General features: G+C 42.0%; 16 protein-coding genes. 7 read left to right on the top strand and 9 right to left on the bottom strand.

From position 1 onward, the window contains the following. A partial coding sequence (locus P855_RS0103295) for a lysozyme family protein (RefSeq protein WP_028782246.1) occupies positions 1 to 600 on the bottom strand: 600 nt, incomplete at its 3' end. Between the two features lie 270 nt (positions 601 to 870). Here P855_RS0103295 and P855_RS0103290 point away from each other — a divergent pair. From P855_RS0103290 to P855_RS22360, 4 genes are read left to right on the top strand one after another with little or no spacing between them, the layout of a single operon-like run. Next, positions 871 to 2,424: a spore germination protein gene (locus P855_RS0103290; RefSeq protein ID WP_028782245.1), complete on the top strand. Its 1,554-nt coding sequence runs from the start codon at positions 871 to 873 to the stop codon at positions 2,422 to 2,424. Then, a complete protein-coding gene (locus P855_RS0103285) occupies positions 2,421 to 3,521 on the top strand; it encodes a GerAB/ArcD/ProY family transporter (RefSeq protein WP_028782244.1) in 1,101 nt (366 codons plus the stop codon). The genes P855_RS0103290 and P855_RS0103285 overlap by 4 nt, the downstream gene beginning before the upstream one ends. Before the next feature lie 6 nt (positions 3,522 to 3,527). Continuing rightward, positions 3,528 to 4,709, top strand: coding sequence for a Ger(x)C family spore germination protein (locus P855_RS0103280; RefSeq protein WP_028782243.1), 1,182 nt, complete (start codon positions 3,528 to 3,530; stop codon positions 4,707 to 4,709). Then, positions 4,706 to 4,879, top strand: a complete 174-nt coding sequence (locus P855_RS22360) for a hypothetical protein (RefSeq protein ID WP_200865952.1) — start codon at positions 4,706 to 4,708, stop codon at positions 4,877 to 4,879. Before P855_RS0103280 ends, P855_RS22360 begins: the two co-directional genes overlap by 4 nt. 288 nt (positions 4,880 to 5,167) lie before the next feature. Here P855_RS22360 and P855_RS0103270 read toward each other — a convergent pair whose 3' ends face one another. From P855_RS0103270 to P855_RS0103255, 4 genes are all read right to left on the bottom strand, one after another. Next, entirely contained in the window at positions 5,168 to 6,178 is a 1,011-nt protein-coding gene (locus tag P855_RS0103270) for a FecCD family ABC transporter permease (RefSeq protein ID WP_028782242.1), read from the bottom strand. Continuing rightward, on the bottom strand, positions 6,175 to 7,185 hold the full coding sequence (locus P855_RS0103265) for a FecCD family ABC transporter permease (protein ID WP_028782241.1): 1,011 nt from the start codon (positions 7,183 to 7,185) through the stop codon (positions 6,175 to 6,177). Before P855_RS0103265 ends, P855_RS0103270 begins: the two co-directional genes overlap by 4 nt. An 83-nt stretch (positions 7,186 to 7,268) precedes the next feature. Further along, positions 7,269 to 8,201 (bottom strand): iron-hydroxamate ABC transporter substrate-binding protein, encoded by a 933-nt coding sequence (locus P855_RS0103260; RefSeq protein ID WP_028782240.1) that lies wholly within the window; start codon positions 8,199 to 8,201, stop codon positions 7,269 to 7,271. Beyond that, positions 8,152 to 8,997, bottom strand: coding sequence for an ABC transporter ATP-binding protein (locus tag P855_RS0103255; protein WP_028782239.1), 846 nt, complete (start codon positions 8,995 to 8,997; stop codon positions 8,152 to 8,154). Before P855_RS0103255 ends, P855_RS0103260 begins: the two co-directional genes overlap by 50 nt. 151 nt (positions 8,998 to 9,148) lie before the next feature. Between P855_RS0103255 and P855_RS0103250 the strand changes: the two genes are divergently transcribed. Continuing rightward, the gene (locus tag P855_RS0103250) at positions 9,149 to 10,198 is read left to right on the top strand and encodes an NAD(P)/FAD-dependent oxidoreductase (protein WP_028782238.1); all 1,050 of its coding nucleotides are present in this window, start codon (positions 9,149 to 9,151) and stop codon (positions 10,196 to 10,198) included. A gap of 286 nt (positions 10,199 to 10,484) precedes the next feature. On the opposite strand, the gene P855_RS0103245 is transcribed toward P855_RS0103250, so the two are convergent. After that, positions 10,485 to 10,868, bottom strand: a complete 384-nt coding sequence (locus P855_RS0103245) for a VOC family protein (RefSeq protein ID WP_028782237.1) — start codon at positions 10,866 to 10,868, stop codon at positions 10,485 to 10,487. Positions 10,869 to 11,350: 482 nt separating this feature from the next. Here P855_RS0103245 and P855_RS21490 point away from each other — a divergent pair, with 482 nt between their 5' ends. Next, entirely contained in the window at positions 11,351 to 11,857 is a 507-nt protein-coding gene (locus tag P855_RS21490; protein ID WP_161628802.1) for a sigma-70 family RNA polymerase sigma factor, read from the top strand. A gap of 57 nt (positions 11,858 to 11,914) precedes the next feature. Here P855_RS21490 and P855_RS21485 read toward each other — a convergent pair whose 3' ends face one another. The 3 genes from P855_RS21485 to P855_RS22015 are packed head-to-tail and all read right to left on the bottom strand — an operon-like array spanning position 11,915 to position 13,242. After that, entirely contained in the window at positions 11,915 to 12,289 is a 375-nt protein-coding gene (locus tag P855_RS21485) for a hypothetical protein (RefSeq protein ID WP_051353063.1), read from the bottom strand. Beyond that, a complete protein-coding gene (locus P855_RS22355) occupies positions 12,276 to 12,803 on the bottom strand; it encodes a nuclease-related domain-containing protein (protein ID WP_051353062.1) in 528 nt (175 codons plus the stop codon). Before P855_RS22355 ends, P855_RS21485 begins: the two co-directional genes overlap by 14 nt. Further along, entirely contained in the window at positions 12,757 to 13,242 is a 486-nt protein-coding gene (locus P855_RS22015) for a restriction endonuclease (RefSeq protein WP_051353061.1), read from the bottom strand. Before P855_RS22015 ends, P855_RS22355 begins: the two co-directional genes overlap by 47 nt. Before the next feature lie 179 nt (positions 13,243 to 13,421). Between P855_RS22015 and P855_RS0103225 the strand changes: the two genes are divergently transcribed. Then, positions 13,422 to 15,812, top strand: coding sequence for an McrB family protein (locus P855_RS0103225; protein WP_037985596.1), 2,391 nt, complete (start codon positions 13,422 to 13,424; stop codon positions 15,810 to 15,812). Positions 15,813 to 15,822: the final 10 nt, after the last annotated feature.

Genomic DNA, 15,822 nt, shown 5'->3' with positions numbered 1-15,822 from the left:
AATATCCCCGTAACAAGCATCATACTCCAGCGCTTCTTCGCGAATGCAGCTGTAGATCCCGGTATGCTGTAACTGCTCGTACTTCATCGCAGAAAATTCGATCGCTAACTCCTGCGTGTACTTCCCACCACGATTCATAACATAATCAATAAAACCCGCCCCGAAATTATAGGATTGCAGAGCTAATTTAACGTTATAATCAGCTTTCTCTAATGTATGAGCAAAATAGGTAACTCCCTGTTCAATTGATTTTTCCGGATCGTCAATACAACCGACAGAACCACAATACGATTCGGAAGCTTGCATCGGATCGTCCCCTCTCCCGCCAGATTCCTGCATCATCAAGGCAAGAATAATAGGAACATAATCTTCGATGCCCTCTTCTTTTGCGTATTTCTTCACTTCATCTTCGTACTGCAGCACTTGTTTTGATAGATTCGCCTTTTCATCATGGGTTAGACTCTTTATCACATTTTCTTCGATCGGACTGTTTGCAAATAGCTGTATCACGCCAATGACAAGCAGCAACGGGAGAGCATTCCTGAAGAACACTTTTCTCAACGCTGTTTTGAATTTCCTGTTCGTTTTGCTTCGAGCCATGTCTTCCTCTCCCTCTCGCAGAATACCTATCTATATTTTACCATTCTACGAGCAGATTGGCTTCCATTTAATATAAAGCCAGGGTGCCTGAACCTGGCCCGCTCTCTTCACAAGAAAAAATCCCTGCTGGTAAAAACCAAAAAAACTTGAAACCGTTGGTCAGTCACCCGGCGTAGACTTCGCCCCTACAGAGATCATACCAGCTCTCACGTATAAATTTTATTCAGTGGGTGATAAATAGGATATAGAAGTATGAAAGCTGGGGATATTATGAAAAGAAGATCAGAGACCACTCGATCTACAGCACAAAAACAATCCAATAAGCAGGAATCGGCTAAACAGGAATTTCCTATTGAAATAGAAAGCAGTTTAGACAAGAACATAGAGTCTATAAAGCAGATGCTCGGTGATCCGCAGGATTTGGTGATTCGCGAATTAACAGTGGGAGCTAATAACATAAAGGGTGCAATGGTTTACATAAGCGGATTAATCGACAAGGAACTTGTGAATAACAATATTTTAAAAACCATCCAGATGAACCTTAAACACTTTGATACCGATCCATTAGATAACATCTGCCAGGAAGTTATTGCCATAACAGATATTAATAAAGTTACTACCCTGGATAAAGTTTCCTACGCTATTTTATCTGGAAGTACCGCTTTTTACTTAGAGGGCTATACGACGGTGTTAGTTATGGGGGCAGCGGGCGGTGAGAGCCGATCGATTGAAGAACCTCCTTCAGAAGCGTTGCTACGTGGTCCAAGGGAAGGTTTCGTTGAAAAAATCGATACAAATATGGCGCTGGTACGGCGGGATATCAGGGACCCGAACCTGCGTTTTAAAACCTATGAAGTAGGCAGGCGGTCAAAACAAAAAGTAGTGGTTTGCTATGTGGATGGTATCGTAGATCCAGCACTGGTAGAGGAAATAAACCGCAGGCTTAAAAGTATTGACACAGATTACGCCATGGATTCGGGACAAATCGAACAATGGATTGAAGATAGTTTTTTATCTCCTTTTCCTCAAATGAATGACACCGAACGGCCGGATCGGGTATCCACTTCTCTATTAGCAGGTAAGGTGGCTATATTAGTGGAAGGAACTCCATTTGCAATCGTGGCGCCAACCACAATTGCAGACGCTTTAAGTTCGATGGAAGATTACAACCACCGCTGGCTGACTGGGACGATCATAAGATTTCTCCGTTATCTATCTGCTTTTATTGCAATGTTTTTGCCTAGTCTTTATATCGCACTGGTATCTTATCACCCGGAAATGCTGCCAACACATTTGGTATTTTCGATAGCTGCATCAAGAGAAGGAGTCCCTTTTCCATCTGTAGTAGAAGCGCTTGCGATGGCGATCACCTTTGAATTGTTACATGAAGCAGGCGTCCGGTTACCTAAACTCATTGGATCAACCATTGGGATCGTCGGGGGATTAGTAATTGGAGAAGCAGCCGTTAGTGCCGGAGTTGTCAGTCCGATCATGGTAATCATTACAGCACTTACTGCAATCGCATCCTTTACGACTCCACAATATAGTGTAGCTCTGGCATTCCGGACGATACGATTTGTATTTATGATTGCCGCAGCTGTGTTTGGTCTTTATGGAATCATTCTCGTTTATATCATGGTCAATATTCATCTGGTTAACCTGAAAAGCTTTGGGGTTCCATACTCTGTCCCGTTTGGACCAGTATTTTTCAAGGATTGGAAGGATATGGTCATCCGTGCTCCAATCATGATGTTAACCAGGCGGCCTGCCTACATGAAAACGAACGATGAAAAATCAAAAGACAAGGATGTACACTCCTCATGAAGAACTTCAACTATAGTGATGAGAACATTTATGATCGGGATATTCTGATAGCGATCCCTTCTATGGTAATTGCCGTGGCAACCTTATTCTTGCCAAGGGAGCTGGCAAGTGTAACCATTGCGCTGGATGGGATACTAGCCCTCCTTATTGGTGGAAGCATTACGATATTGATTACCTGGATGATAGTTAAACTGGCTTCACGATTTCCACAACAATCCTTTTTGACGTATACCTCCCTGCTGATAAATAAACCAATAGCTGTGCTATTAACCTGTTTCTTTATATGGTATGGGATTCTGGTGGTTTCCTATGAAGTAAGAGCAATAGCCACCATTTCCCATCTCTATTTGTTTGACAAAACACCAATCGAAGTCATTGCACTGAATTTTTTATTGGTTGTCGTTTATGCTGTCTCCGGTTCCCGCTCAGCGATTTTTCGATTAAATGCACTATTTTTTCCGATTATTATATTGATCGCCATGTTCGTAACTATTTTATCGTTCAGATTTGTGGTAATTGATAATATTTATCCTATACTTCAAACAGATGTAAAAGGTTATATCGAGGCCACTAAAAAAAGTGTGATTTCCCTCAGTGGATATGGACAAATCGGGTTCCTGCTTTTTTATATTTCCTTAATCAGGAACCCTGTCAAAACACCTGGTAAAGCTGTCTTCGGTATGTCTTCCGTTATCGGCATTAATCTATTGATTTACACGATGTGTATCACGGTTTTTGGAAATCTTGCTACCTCCAACCTCATGTTTCCGACGATTGAGCTCGCAAGGACAGTGGAATTTCCTGGAGGTTTTTTTAATCGATTTGAGTCATTGTTTTTTGTAGTTTGGACCATAGCGATTTTCACTACCAGTGTGATCGCATTCGATGCAGCAGTTATGGGGTTACAATCACTGCTTCCCAAAGTCAACAAACTGAAATTCGTGTTCTTCTTGTCGCCATGTATTTACTTCCTTAGTTCATTACCAAAACATTCACCTGAAGTGGGAGATGCAGGAAGGTTAATCGGCACTTATGGGCTGACTTTAACCGTAACTGTCACCATTATCCTTTGGATCATTTACATAGTAAGGAAGTGATGAAAAGTGATCAAGAGAAAAAACATTCCATTGCTTCTCTCCTGTTTTTTACTAATTTTTCTTACTGGCTGCTGGGATTATGAAGAAATAGAAGAAAGGGCTTTCATTTATGGGCTTGCAATTGATATGGCCGAAAACCATTCCTCCACCCTGCCTGCTATAAAAATGACCGATCAGGTTATTGTCCCTTCTGGTACCGGCACTTCACCTTCCCAGACCGGCGGAGGAAACCAGCCTGCCTATCGGAATTTATCAATCTCCGGTACAAGTCTGGTCGAAATCAACGATGATATATCAAAGATGGCCAGTCGCACACTATTTTCTAAGCATTTGCAAGTTATCATCATTTCTGAAGAAGTCGCCAGACAGCCAAAGTTACTGCCGAAGTTATTGGATATATTCACCCGCGGCCAGCAAATGCGGAGAGGAATCAAGGTTGCAATTTCCCAGGGTGATGCCAGCTCTCTGCTTGATATAAAGCCCGAACATTCAAAAGTGCCTGCTGAATATATTAATTTTCTGTTAGAAAATCAAAAGCATGCAGAAACGATAAAAGCACTCAGAATTGGGAAAATGCAAGAGTATTTTTTAAGTGAATTAAGCTTCAATATCCCTTTTTTGTATATCATTAATGAAAAAAATATTGAAAATGATGGGATGGCGGTTTTCAATGGAAGACAAGGAAAAATGATAGGGACGGTTACTGGAGAAGAAGCGAAAAGCCGAAACCTCGTCACTGGTGAAGCTAGAAGTGGCAACTTGGTCGTAGATATAGGTGACGAGCAGGCTACTTTCGAAATTAAGGGTACAGACAGCAATTTTAGGCTGATTAACAAGAATAAAGCCAATCCTGATCTGGAAGTGAATATTGAGGTAGAAGCATCGCTTAATGAAAACTTCAACACGACCAACCCCAAAAATAAGCTCAGTAAGTATGAAAAATTTGTTGAGGAAAAGGTAAGAACATTAGCTGAAGAATCAATAAGTAAAGCACAACATGAGCTTAAAACGGACATTTTTGATATCGGTACCTACCTCCATGGTCATCACTATCCATACTGGCAATCCATTAAAGCGGATTGGGATTCAGGAGAAAACATTTTTTCAAAAAGTAATTTTAAAGTAAAAGTGAATGCAACGATCAAGCATTCAGGTAATACATTACGAAGCAAAGGAAGCAGCCAATGATGTGGTCCAGTCTAGCTGAAAGAATGCCTAACGCTTTAGAGCTGTTATGTATGCTGCTTGCCTTTGTTGTACCCTATTTCGTCTATAAAATTAACCAGCAGCTGCATAAACATGGGGATCCTCCATGGAAAAAAGCAGGTACAGACGATAAGAAAAATGGAGAGGGATAATATAAAGCCAGCCTATGGTTTCCTGAACCGGTTGCATTGGAAACATTAAAAATGCCTTCATGACCACAGCATTGCAGAGGTCATGAAGGCGCTTGTTTTTGCAGCAAACCAATGGCGCTGGAAGACGGTGCATATCCCCCACCTCAAGGGTGCCTGAACCTCGCCCACTCACTCCAACGAGAAAATCTCCTATTGGTAAAAGCCATTCATATTCATAGCTTCCCATACTGTGGGTCAGTCACCCGTCGCCATATTACTTCCATCAAGTTCCTACGTGCATCAAGCATCCTACACCTTCTTAACCAACAAATAGATAAAATAAGGCGCGCCGATCAATGCTGCCATGATTCCCGCAGGCACCCCGTCCGGTTCAAGCACATTCCGGCCGATCGTATCGGCAAGCAAAAGCAGCCAGCCGCCAATCAGCAATGCAAGCGGCAGAAACAATTGGTTTCTCGGACCGATTAAAGACTTTGCCAGATGCGGTGCCATCAGCCCGATAAACGCGATGCCACCGGTGACAGATACCGCCGAAGCCGCAAGTGCCACAGCAGTCACCAACAAGACTATTCGCTCTTTTTCAATCGCAATCCCGACGCCAATAGAAACCGGCTCACTCAGCCCGAGGATGTTCAGCCGGTTGGCCTTATACAACGTAAATGGAATCAGGATGATCAGCCATGGCAGGATCGCCACGATAAACGGCCAATCGGTGCCCCAGATGTTTCCCGCGAGCCATTTCGCAATGAAGTCTACTTTTTGCCGCTCCGCAGAAGATATTAGCACAATCATCGCACCGGATAACGCCATGGAAAACCCGACACCGACAAGTACCAGCCTGGTCGGTTGAATCCCGACTTTTCTCTGATAAGAAAAGATATAGATCAGACTGGCAGTAATAAATGCACCAATAAAGGCCGCCAGCGGAAGAAAATAGACGAACGTCCCTGCTTCAATCGGGAAAAATAAAAAGAACACAGCGACCGCGACACCTGCTCCGGCGTTGATTCCGATAATGCCAGGGTCAGCTAAATCATTCCGGGTGATTCCCTGCAGGATCGCTCCCGACAGTGCAAGCGCCATCCCGGCAAGAAGTGTAATAATGATGCGCGGCAAGCGGATCGAAAACAGTACGAATTCTTCTTTGAATGTTCCCTGTCCGAGAAAAGCAGGCAGGATTCGATCAAACGAAACCGAAGAATATCCGGTCCCTAAACTGATCACCATAGTAAGCAAAATCAAAGCGGTGAAGATAACCATCAACAAACGTTGTTTTTTAATGATAGCCGGATGGATCATGAGAACGTTCTCCCTCTCTTATTGACGATGAACAGGAAGAAAGGCAGTCCCATCATAGAGATGATCGCGACAACCGGGGTTTCATACGGCGCGTTGATCGTCCGGCTGACCGTATCCGCCAGCAGCATGAACGACGCACCGAACACGGCAGACATCGGGAGGATTGAGCGATAATCCTTCCCGGCAATCGGCCGTACGATGTGCGGGATCATCAGCCCTAAAAACGCGATATTCCCAACCACTGCAACCGCAGCACCGGTTAGCAGGATGATCAGGATAAATAAAATGACTTTGACCTGCATCGTTTTCTGACCGAGCCCTACCGCTACTTCCTCATTCAGACTCAGGATCGTCAATTGTCTGGCAAGCAGGAAGGAAACGAATATCCCAATCAGGATAAATGGCAGGATAATTTTAATTTGCGCCCACGACACCCCGACCAGACCGCCGGCTGTCCACATCGACACATCTTTGGATAATTTAAAAGCAAGACTGATCCCTTCTGCAATAGCAAACAAAAACGCAGACACGGCAGCACCCGCCAGGACAATCCGGAAAGGCGAGAATCCACCCCTTTTTAACGAACCGATACCGAATACGAGGCCTGCCCCGACCCCGGCACCGATAAAACAGGCGATCGTCATCCCAAGGTAGTTTGTGGATGGAAACATGGCCAGTGTGACGGCAAGCGCCGCGTTAGCTCCTGCCGTCAAGCCGAGCAGGCCGGGATCTGCGAGCGGATTTCTCGTCATTCCCTGCATGATGGCGCCGGCAACCGACAGCCCTGCCCCGACTAAAATAGCTGCGATCTCCCGGGGAAGACGCAGTTCACGGATGATGTTGACACTATTTGTTTTCACATCGGATGTCAGCGCCAGCCAGACATCTTTTGCTGTGGTATCCGCTGCCCCAAACAGCATGGCGGCAGCAAACGAAAGACTTAATACCACTACACCGATGAAAAGCTGATAGGTAACAGAACGTGTTCGATATGTATCATTACTCATGGTAACCCCATCTTCTCTGTAAAATGATTAGAATTTCTTCACTATGAAGAAGAGGAATTCAGCAGGTGAATTCCTCTTATAAGTTACTTGTTAAGAAATGCGTCTTTAAATGTTTTCAGCTGATATTCCAATGTAATCGGATCGTTGAAGTAAAACTCCTTAGCATTCACTTCAATGACCTGGTCATTTTTCACAGCCGGGATATTTTTATAAGTTTCTGTCTGCTGGAAAGATGTTTCGGAATCCGCATTTTTACTGAATACGATGTAATCCCCGGCATACTCCGGAAGCACTTCCGGTGAAATAGCATAGAAACCATCTTTCAGCGCCATCTTTTTTACTTTTTCAGGCATCTTCAATTTCATTTCCTGGTACAGGATTTCGGTACCGCGGCCCCAGTTATCACCGAAAACATACAGCTGCTTTTCGAAGTTTTCGATGACAGAAACGGTCGTATCTTCCCCGATTTCAGCACGGATGTCCTCTCCCGCCTGCTGGGCACGCTTCTTGAAGTCTTCTACCCATTGTTTCGCTTCTTCTTCTTTATTCAAAAGTTTCCCGATTTCGATATGCTGCTCTAAATAGCCAAGCTTCCCGTATGTATAAGTAACGGTTGGAGCAATTTCTTTAAGCTTATCGACGTTTTTGATGTTGGATAGTCCGATGATCAAATCCGGATTCAATTCGATGATTTTTTCCAGGTTCTGATCGGTAACTTCCTCGACCCCTTTCAGTTCCTCTTCAAAACGCGGGTTCATTTTCGACCAGGAATCGACCCCTACCAGATTCACATCAAGCGCCATGACATTTCCGGCAAATGAGGATAATACAACCACACGCTGTGGATCGGCCGGTACTTCTACCGGACCATTTTCCGATTCATATGTAATCGTTTCTGACTTTTTATTTTCCTTGTCACTATCTTTTTCCCCGGAAGCCTCTTCGCCTGAAGTACTTCCGCAAGCGCTAAGAATAAGCACGAATAAGAGCAGGATTGGCATAAGTATCTTTTTCATTGTCGTCTTCTCCCTTTAACAGATTATAAGTGATGCACATTGGTTTATTGGTTCGGGGATCTCTGCCGATTTCTGCATCAATCCGGAACACTTTTTGGAGGACTTCCCGGCGGATCACTTCTTCGCTGGTACCTGCTTTTACAACCTGCCCGTCTTTCAGCGCGATGATATAGTCGGCAAACCGCGCAGCCTGGTTCAAGTCATGCAGCACCATCACAATCGTCCGGCCCTGTTCCCGGTTCAATTGCTGTAACAGCTCGAGCACCTCGAGCTGATGAGCCATATCCAAATAGGTGGTCGGTTCATCGAGAAAAATCATTTCGGTTTCCTGAGCAAGCGACATGGCAATCCACACCCGCTGACGCTGGCCCCCGGACAACGCATCGACCGGCTGGTATTTGAAGTCTGCAATCCCTGTCACTTCAAGCGCCCAATCGATGACCTCGTAATCTCTTTTTGTCAGACGGCCAAAACCTTTCTGGTACGGGAACCTTCCATAGGAGACCAATTCCCCGACAGTCAGCCCGGCAGCGCTTTCCGGGTTCTGCGGCAGGATCGCCATTTTTTTCGCCAGTGATTTGGTATCCTCGTTGGATATGCTGGCACCATCAAGAATGACCGAACCGGACTGATAAGGAATAATCCGCGTCATCGCTTTCAGTAGCGTAGATTTTCCACAGCCATTGGAACCGATGATCGTCGTAATCTTCTGATCTGGTATTTCCAGCGACAAATCACTGACAATTGATTTTTCCCCATAACCGATATGTAAGTTTTCCGTGGATAAACGGCGCATCTTGGAAGCCCCCAATAAAAAATATTGTTGAGAATGATTATCACTTTCGTTTATAATGATACTATAAGTTGGTTCGCTCGCTTTGTCAACTGCATTTTCCATATAAAGTTTATCGGTTTAAATGGATTTACATATTGGAGGGGGATCATCCATGGGAAAAGAAATTTTTGATGTCACAATCATCGGCGGAGGTCCAGCGGGACTATATTCTGCCTTTTACAGTGGATTAAGGGAAATGAAAACAAAAATCATCGAATTCCAGCCGCAGTTAGGCGGGAAAGTTCAAATCTATCCGGAAAAAATCGTCTGGGATGTCGGCGGCCTCCCTCCTGTTCCCGGAAAGCAGCTGATGGACCAGATGATCGAACAGGGACTGACCTTCAACCCGGAAGTCGTCCTCAATGAAAAAGTGGTGTCCATCGCACGTGCTGAAAACGGTTTGTTCTTATTGGAAGCGGCTTCAGGTAACATCCACTATTCCAAAACGGTCATCATTGCCGTAGGCAGCGGCATTTTGATGCCACAGAAACTGGACATTAAAGGCGCGGAAAGATTCGAACTGGAGAACCTGCACTACACCGTCAAATCACTGCAGACATTCAAAGATAAAACCGTCATCATCTCAGGCGGCGGTAATTCAGCGATCGACTGGGCGAATGAATTAGAGCCCGTAGCCAAAAACGTGTACTTAGCTTACCGGAAAGATTGTTTAAAAGGCCATGAAGCACAGATCACCCAGTTACAAAACAGTTCGGTCACCTGTTTTCCATACACCACGATCACAAAATTGATGGCAGCAGAAAACCATGAAACTATCTCACAGGTAGAACTCACCAATAACCAGACCGGGGACAGCTTCTATTTACCTGTCGACGACGTCATCGTCAATCACGGGTTCGACCAGGATACCACACTTCTGAAAAATACCGCCTTTGATATCCAGATGGTCGACCAGTACTTCGTGAAAGGAACGCCGACAAGCGAAACGTCGGTGGCAGGCCTGTACGCAGCAGGAGATATTCTGAACCATGAAGGAAAACTCAACCTGATCGCAGGCGCCTTCCAGGACGCCGCCAACGCCGTCAATAAAGCCAAACAATTCATCGAACCGGACGCCAATGCCGCAGCCATGGTATCTTCCCATAACGATGTGTTCAAAAAGAGAAACCGTGAATTAGTCAGGGAAATGACCAAAAGTTAAATCCCCACACACGAAAACAAGCACCGACTCATACAGGTGCTTGTTTTTTTGCTGCCCACCCACCAAGGGTGCCTGAACCTCGCCCAGTCACTTCCAAAAGAAAATCTTCTATTGGTAAAGCTAAATCAAATTCAAAGCACCCCATACAGTGGGTCAGACACCCGGCACATTATTTCCACCAAGGGTGCCTGAACCTCACCCACTCACTTCCAAATGAAAAGGCTTCTATTGGTAAAACTAAATCCTATTCATAGCTCTCCATACAGTGGGTCAGACACCCTGCGCACTACTTCCCTTTTTCCATGACTGCAAAATAATTATCTTCCTCATCAGCAAAATTAAATACTCTTCCACCAGGCATGCTTACAATTTCCCCGACGGTGACATTTTTACTGGATAAGTCGTTATGTAACTGCTCAAGGTTGTCCGAGAAAAACATCAACGAAGGTGTCTCAAGATTCATTTCAGGTTCCATCTTAGCGATTAATTGCTTATCGTGAAGGATGATACTAGTTTCCGCTTCGCTTGTAGGGGCTATTTCAATCCATCGCATTCCCTGACCGTCATTTTCATCCGCAATCACACGAAACCCTGCTTTTTCTGTCCAAAAACTCACTGCCTTATCCTGATCATTGACATACACCATGATTTGACCGACTTGATTAATCATTAGATCCCTCCTGCAAGTATAAATCGTTTATTAAATTCTCCATCTATTTCAATAATCCTCTAATTTAAATCATTGCAGGAACGATATTAAAAAAAGCAGTTCAATCATGGGTATACAACGCACCCATATATTGAATTGCTTTTCTATGTTATTCCTTTAACGCACTTTTTCAAGGCATCGGCAGCCTGGTTGATGCATTGTTTGCCTTGCTCTTCGCCTATCTTAATGATTATCCATTAAAGAATAAAGTATCTATCAAACTTTGCCAATAGATAGTAGAACTAGTATATATTTAAAATTCCATAATAATACTATATATCTATTTAATGTTTTCTGGATATGCAAAACATCACACTTGTAAAAATAAATTTCCACTTGTGTCAGATAATTGTATTTTACCTAGATATTATTGCCTGGTTATTAATGCTTATATAATATTAAAAAGCCGGCAATAGAAAGAAAGCGCTTTCGGAATGGATAATATGATGACGCTAGAAATTAATTTTGAAAACCAATTAGAAAAATATAAACTTATGATCTATAAATTTATCCATAAGTACCCTTACCTGGATAAAGAAGAACTTTACCAGGAAGGGCTCATTACCCTATATGAAACCATGGAAACCTTTCAGGAATCACGTTCAAGCTTTTCGACATATTTATACTACAAACTCAACTACCGATTTATTGATCTTTACCGTATTAATAAGAACCATGCAAAAATTCTGGAAAGCTTAAGCAGTACGCCAACATCGTACACTCCGATTAAACATTTAGATCCATTTCTACTGGAAGAGATACTAAAGGTTCTCACTGAAAAACAACGCAAATGGTTTGAGTATCATCATTTGGCAGATTTAACGTACAATCAAATTGCTCAATTAGAAAATACCACCATCGATGCTGTAAAAAACTGGGGCAGGGAAGCGAGGAAAAAGCTTCAGCCGTTCTTAAATGCTTACTGGAGTGACGATATGTATAAGATTTAACCAATAAAAGGTGAAATCTCCCTGGTAGCCGAGGGGATTTCACCTTCTTTAATGAGCTCAGACACTTTGCTTTCTTGTAGGTATCGTTTTCTGATGATCAAAACAATAGATTTTTCCATTAAAATTCTTGTTAGATAAACAATATTGCTTTACCTTCTGGGAAACAGGCTTATGACATACCACACATGCTGCTTCTTTAGTTGCGGAGGACTTTAACGATTGTTTATGTTGCTCTCTTTTCAAGGTTTCTGTAATATTCACTTGCTTTAACTGTTCGTACATTTCGTTTATCTCGTCATCAGTATAAACAGGCTCAGGATTTTGAAGTTTAAGCACCTGTACCTTTCGATTGATGAATTCCGTCAACTCGGTATCATAGACACACAGCGCATTAGACTGGATTTGGCGCAACTCTGGACTAATATGAAACACAGCTCTTCTCGTGAAAGAAATCATCGAAATAAATGGACTGCTTCAAGACGGGCTGTAAAGCTTTGATATGCCCGTAGTTCTGGTAAAAAGGATTTATCATTTTGAACTTCTTATTTACTGACCATTGCTTATCATCCTTGCTGCCATAGATCTTCCCGGCATAATTTTTTGTTTCTATAACAAAAATTCCATAAGGGGTAAGCAATAAATGATCGATTTTGGAGTAACCTGAACGGGACTTCGTATTCTCCAGCATGACGTCATGCAAATGTTTGTAGTTGGGAGAAAATTGATCTAACTGAATATTTATCTTATACTCTCCTATTTCTCCAATTCTCTCAGCACTAACATTCTTTTTCTTTTTAACTGTAGTGTCTTTTGAATCAATTTTTCCATACATCGTTAAAATCAAATCGATTAAAGCTTCTCTATTAATCAGTTTTACATTGTTGGATACAGCCAGTTTTTTAGCAGGGTTTGTGAAAATCGCTGTTGGTGACCACCCAAGCCTCATCTGCCTTGTAGTGGTTCTTGGAAGAATGAACTTCCTGAATCGCTTTTATCCCGACATTCTTAGAATAGCGCTTAGCCTGAACAACTATTTTCTTAGATTCCTTCCTAAGAATTAAATCAACACCATAGTCACCGCTGCTCCTTGTCACCTCGGTCTTAAACCCATGATTTTTGAACAAAACTCCAAGGTATTCTTCAAACTGAAGTCCATCCATTTTATCTATCGTTTCGATACCTGACTTCTTAAGCTTTTCCGTTTCGTTCGCTTTCCGGTATAAAAGAAATGCAATAATACCTGTTACAACTGTACCTACACTGATTGCCATAATATAAACCGATCCTGTTAATAGATACATCGATAACGCTAATAGTACAAGCACACTTTGCAGAATAGATTCTATCTCTTTCTGTTGCTTCTTGGTTCGTCTTTTGCCAGCCATTATTTAACCACCTATCTGTTATGTCTTCCTATATACTATCGGCTTTTCCATCCATTTATTGACAAAAAAGAGAACAAGTATTATCACGATCTTCTATTATGGTTAATAGGACAAACATTAGAAATCATTACCTTTTGTGATACCATAATTACAAAACACCACTTGCTGGAGGAATTTCCATGCTAAATAGATTTATCGTTGATTTTGCAAAACAATTAGATGTAGTTTATACCTTAAGTACCAAAACCCCTAACTACATAGTGGCTTCCAACGACAAAGGCATACATGTCGAAACTAAAACATCTCGTAAGAAGTACCAAGAAGGAAAAAAAGATGTTCCTTATGTACTAATTAAAAATAATTGGTTAGAGCAAGCGCTAGATACCTTAATTAATAAGAGAGTAGTCAACGATCAGAATTTTATTGATTTAGGGAGAAGACATTCGTTTATATTAGCTTTTTTATCCTACTTACCTTTTGTGGAAAAGCTCGACAATAATAGGATCCAATTAAAACGGTTCAACACTTTATATCTTCCTGAGAGTAGTATTGACCAAGCACTTACCATGCTGCAGGAGTTAATTAATAAGGAATATACAGCAGATGCGATCGGCCAAACATTTTCTCAAGATAAAATCCAGCGATTAAAGTCCCGTGCCCGGCAAAGCTTACGGCTGCTTGGATATTTAGATAATGATTTCAAATTAATTAATCACGATAATTCTCTAGAGGAAATTAGAAACAAGATGCTCCAGAGCCCGTTCGTACATATGGTTTATGAATTGTTAAAAGTTATGCCTAATTACACCAAAAATGAAAAGTTTCAAGTTCTGAAAGAAATAGCCTATTTAACAGTAGTAAGCTCAAGAGACCAAACAACCATCAAAGATTCTGTAGCGGATTATCGAATTAAAAATATATGGAACTGGCTTAACTATGCGGAATTAATAGATAGAGATGGGAAGGTGATCGCAGTGCCTGATGAATCAAATCATCGTAATTACTGGTGGGTCAATCAAGGACAAACAGCAAGAGACGAAGTAGAAGGTGGCTTTTTATGGGCTCCTAAGAAAAACAAGCAAGGCACGCCTCTCACCCATCATACTGATTTATTGAAAGCTAACCCTGGAGATGTCGTTTTTGCTTATTCTCAAGGAGCCATCCATTCTATCTGTGAAGTAACAGAAAAAGCAATTACTAGTAAAAAACCATCAACCTTTACTACAGATCAGTGGGAAGAAGATGGCAACCTTCTCCGTGTCCAATATTATTCTTTAGATCCTAAGTTAAAAAAAGCTTCTATCCCGGAGAATAAACGCAAACGAGAAACAGGACCATTCGATGTCAATGGCAATGTGAAACAAGGTTATTTTTATACGGTGTCGAAAGAATTTGCCGGGTATCTACTGAACCATTTTTCTGATATCTTTCCAGCTAAGTTTATTCCTAACCAACCTGAAGATATAATTAAAAATCTCTCAGAAGGAGAACTAGTCGATCATATATACAACTATATCAAAAATGAGGGCTTCTACTATCAGAAAGAAGAAGTAAAAAGCCTCTATCTTGCTCTACGAACCAAACCATTTGTCATTCTTTCTGGTATCTCTGGAACAGGAAAAACAAAAATCGTAGAGAAATTTGCCAACAGCATCGGAGCAACCGAAGAAAACGGCCAGTTTCACCTCATTCCCGTGCGCCCAGACTGGAGTGATGGTTCAGAACTGATTGGCTATGAAGATATTAAAGGAGATTTCAAACCTGGCCCACTAACCAGGGTTCTCCTTGAAGCAGAAAAAAATCCGGAGCTTCCTTATTTTATCCTATTAGATGAAATGAACTTAGCCAGGGTAGAATATTACTTCAGTGATTTATTAAGTGTCATGGAAAGCAGGAAATGGTTGGGGGATCGAATTGTAACTTCTCAGATCCCAACGCCAGAAAGCTTTGGGAAACGAGTGATCATTCCTGATAATGTCTATATTATTGGTACCGTTAATATGGATGAGACAACTCATCCGTTTAGTTCCAAGGTGTTAGATCGTGCCAATACGATGGAATTTAATGAAGTAGATCTAGGCTTCTTTCCTAGCCTCAATGAAAACGAACAAGAAATAGAGGCTTATCCCGTTACGAATGACGTTATAAAGACCAAATATTTAACCTTAAAGGATGCGTTAAATGATCATAAAGCTCTGATTCAAAATACGACCAATCGGCTTATCGAGATCAACAATATATTAAAAAAGAATAATAGTCATTTTGGTTACCGTATTCGTGATGAGATCTGTTTTTACATGATTTACAACAAACTGGGTGGTTTAATGACTAAAGAGGATGCCTTCGATCGCCAACTGCTGCAGAAAGTGTTACCAAAGCTAAACGGAAGTGACTACGCTACTGCTGAAATTATCGGAGAACTATTTACGTATTGTACAGGTCAGTCCTATGATATAGCTAACCATGAGCAAGCGATCGAACAAGCTAAATTCCCTAAATCAGCGGAAAAGCTAGCAACTATGTATAAGAAGCAAGAACAGCACGGCTTCACTTCATTTTGGTTAGGATAACAGCGGGCAA

The organism is Thalassobacillus devorans MSP14, from assembly GCF_000496835.1.
GTDB lineage: Bacteria > Bacillota > Bacilli > Bacillales > Halobacillaceae > Thalassobacillus > Thalassobacillus devorans_B.
The sequence above is the reverse complement of the archived record's forward strand: the minus strand, read 5'-3'. Positions and strand labels throughout refer to the sequence as shown.

What these genes read in the sequence shown, in the direction of transcription:
- P855_RS0103290 (WP_028782245.1), top strand. Translation starts at nt 871, where the DNA reads ATGAAAAGAAGATCAGAGACCACTCGATCTACAGCACAAAAACAATCC.
- P855_RS0103285 (WP_028782244.1), top strand. Translation starts at nt 2,421, where the DNA reads ATGAAGAACTTCAACTATAGTGATGAGAACATTTATGATCGGGATATT.
- P855_RS22360 (WP_200865952.1), top strand. Translation starts at nt 4,706, where the DNA reads ATGATGTGGTCCAGTCTAGCTGAAAGAATGCCTAACGCTTTAGAGCTG.
- P855_RS0103270 (WP_028782242.1), bottom strand. Translation starts at nt 6,178, where the DNA reads ATGATCCATCCGGCTATCATTAAAAAACAACGTTTGTTGATGGTTATC.
- P855_RS0103265 (WP_028782241.1), bottom strand. Translation starts at nt 7,185, where the DNA reads ATGAGTAATGATACATATCGAACACGTTCTGTTACCTATCAGCTTTTC.
- P855_RS0103260 (WP_028782240.1), bottom strand. Translation starts at nt 8,201, where the DNA reads ATGAAAAAGATACTTATGCCAATCCTGCTCTTATTCGTGCTTATTCTT.
- P855_RS0103255 (WP_028782239.1), bottom strand. Translation starts at nt 8,997, where the DNA reads ATGCGCCGTTTATCCACGGAAAACTTACATATCGGTTATGGGGAAAAA.
- P855_RS0103250 (WP_028782238.1), top strand. Translation starts at nt 9,149, where the DNA reads ATGGGAAAAGAAATTTTTGATGTCACAATCATCGGCGGAGGTCCAGCG.
- P855_RS0103245 (WP_028782237.1), bottom strand. Translation starts at nt 10,868, where the DNA reads ATGATTAATCAAGTCGGTCAAATCATGGTGTATGTCAATGATCAGGAT.
- P855_RS21490 (WP_161628802.1), top strand. Translation starts at nt 11,351, where the DNA reads ATGATGACGCTAGAAATTAATTTTGAAAACCAATTAGAAAAATATAAA.
- P855_RS22355 (WP_051353062.1), bottom strand. Translation starts at nt 12,803, where the DNA reads ATGAGGCTTGGGTGGTCACCAACAGCGATTTTCACAAACCCTGCTAAA.
- P855_RS22015 (WP_051353061.1), bottom strand. Translation starts at nt 13,242, where the DNA reads ATGGCTGGCAAAAGACGAACCAAGAAGCAACAGAAAGAGATAGAATCT.
- P855_RS0103225 (WP_037985596.1), top strand. Translation starts at nt 13,422, where the DNA reads ATGCTAAATAGATTTATCGTTGATTTTGCAAAACAATTAGATGTAGTT.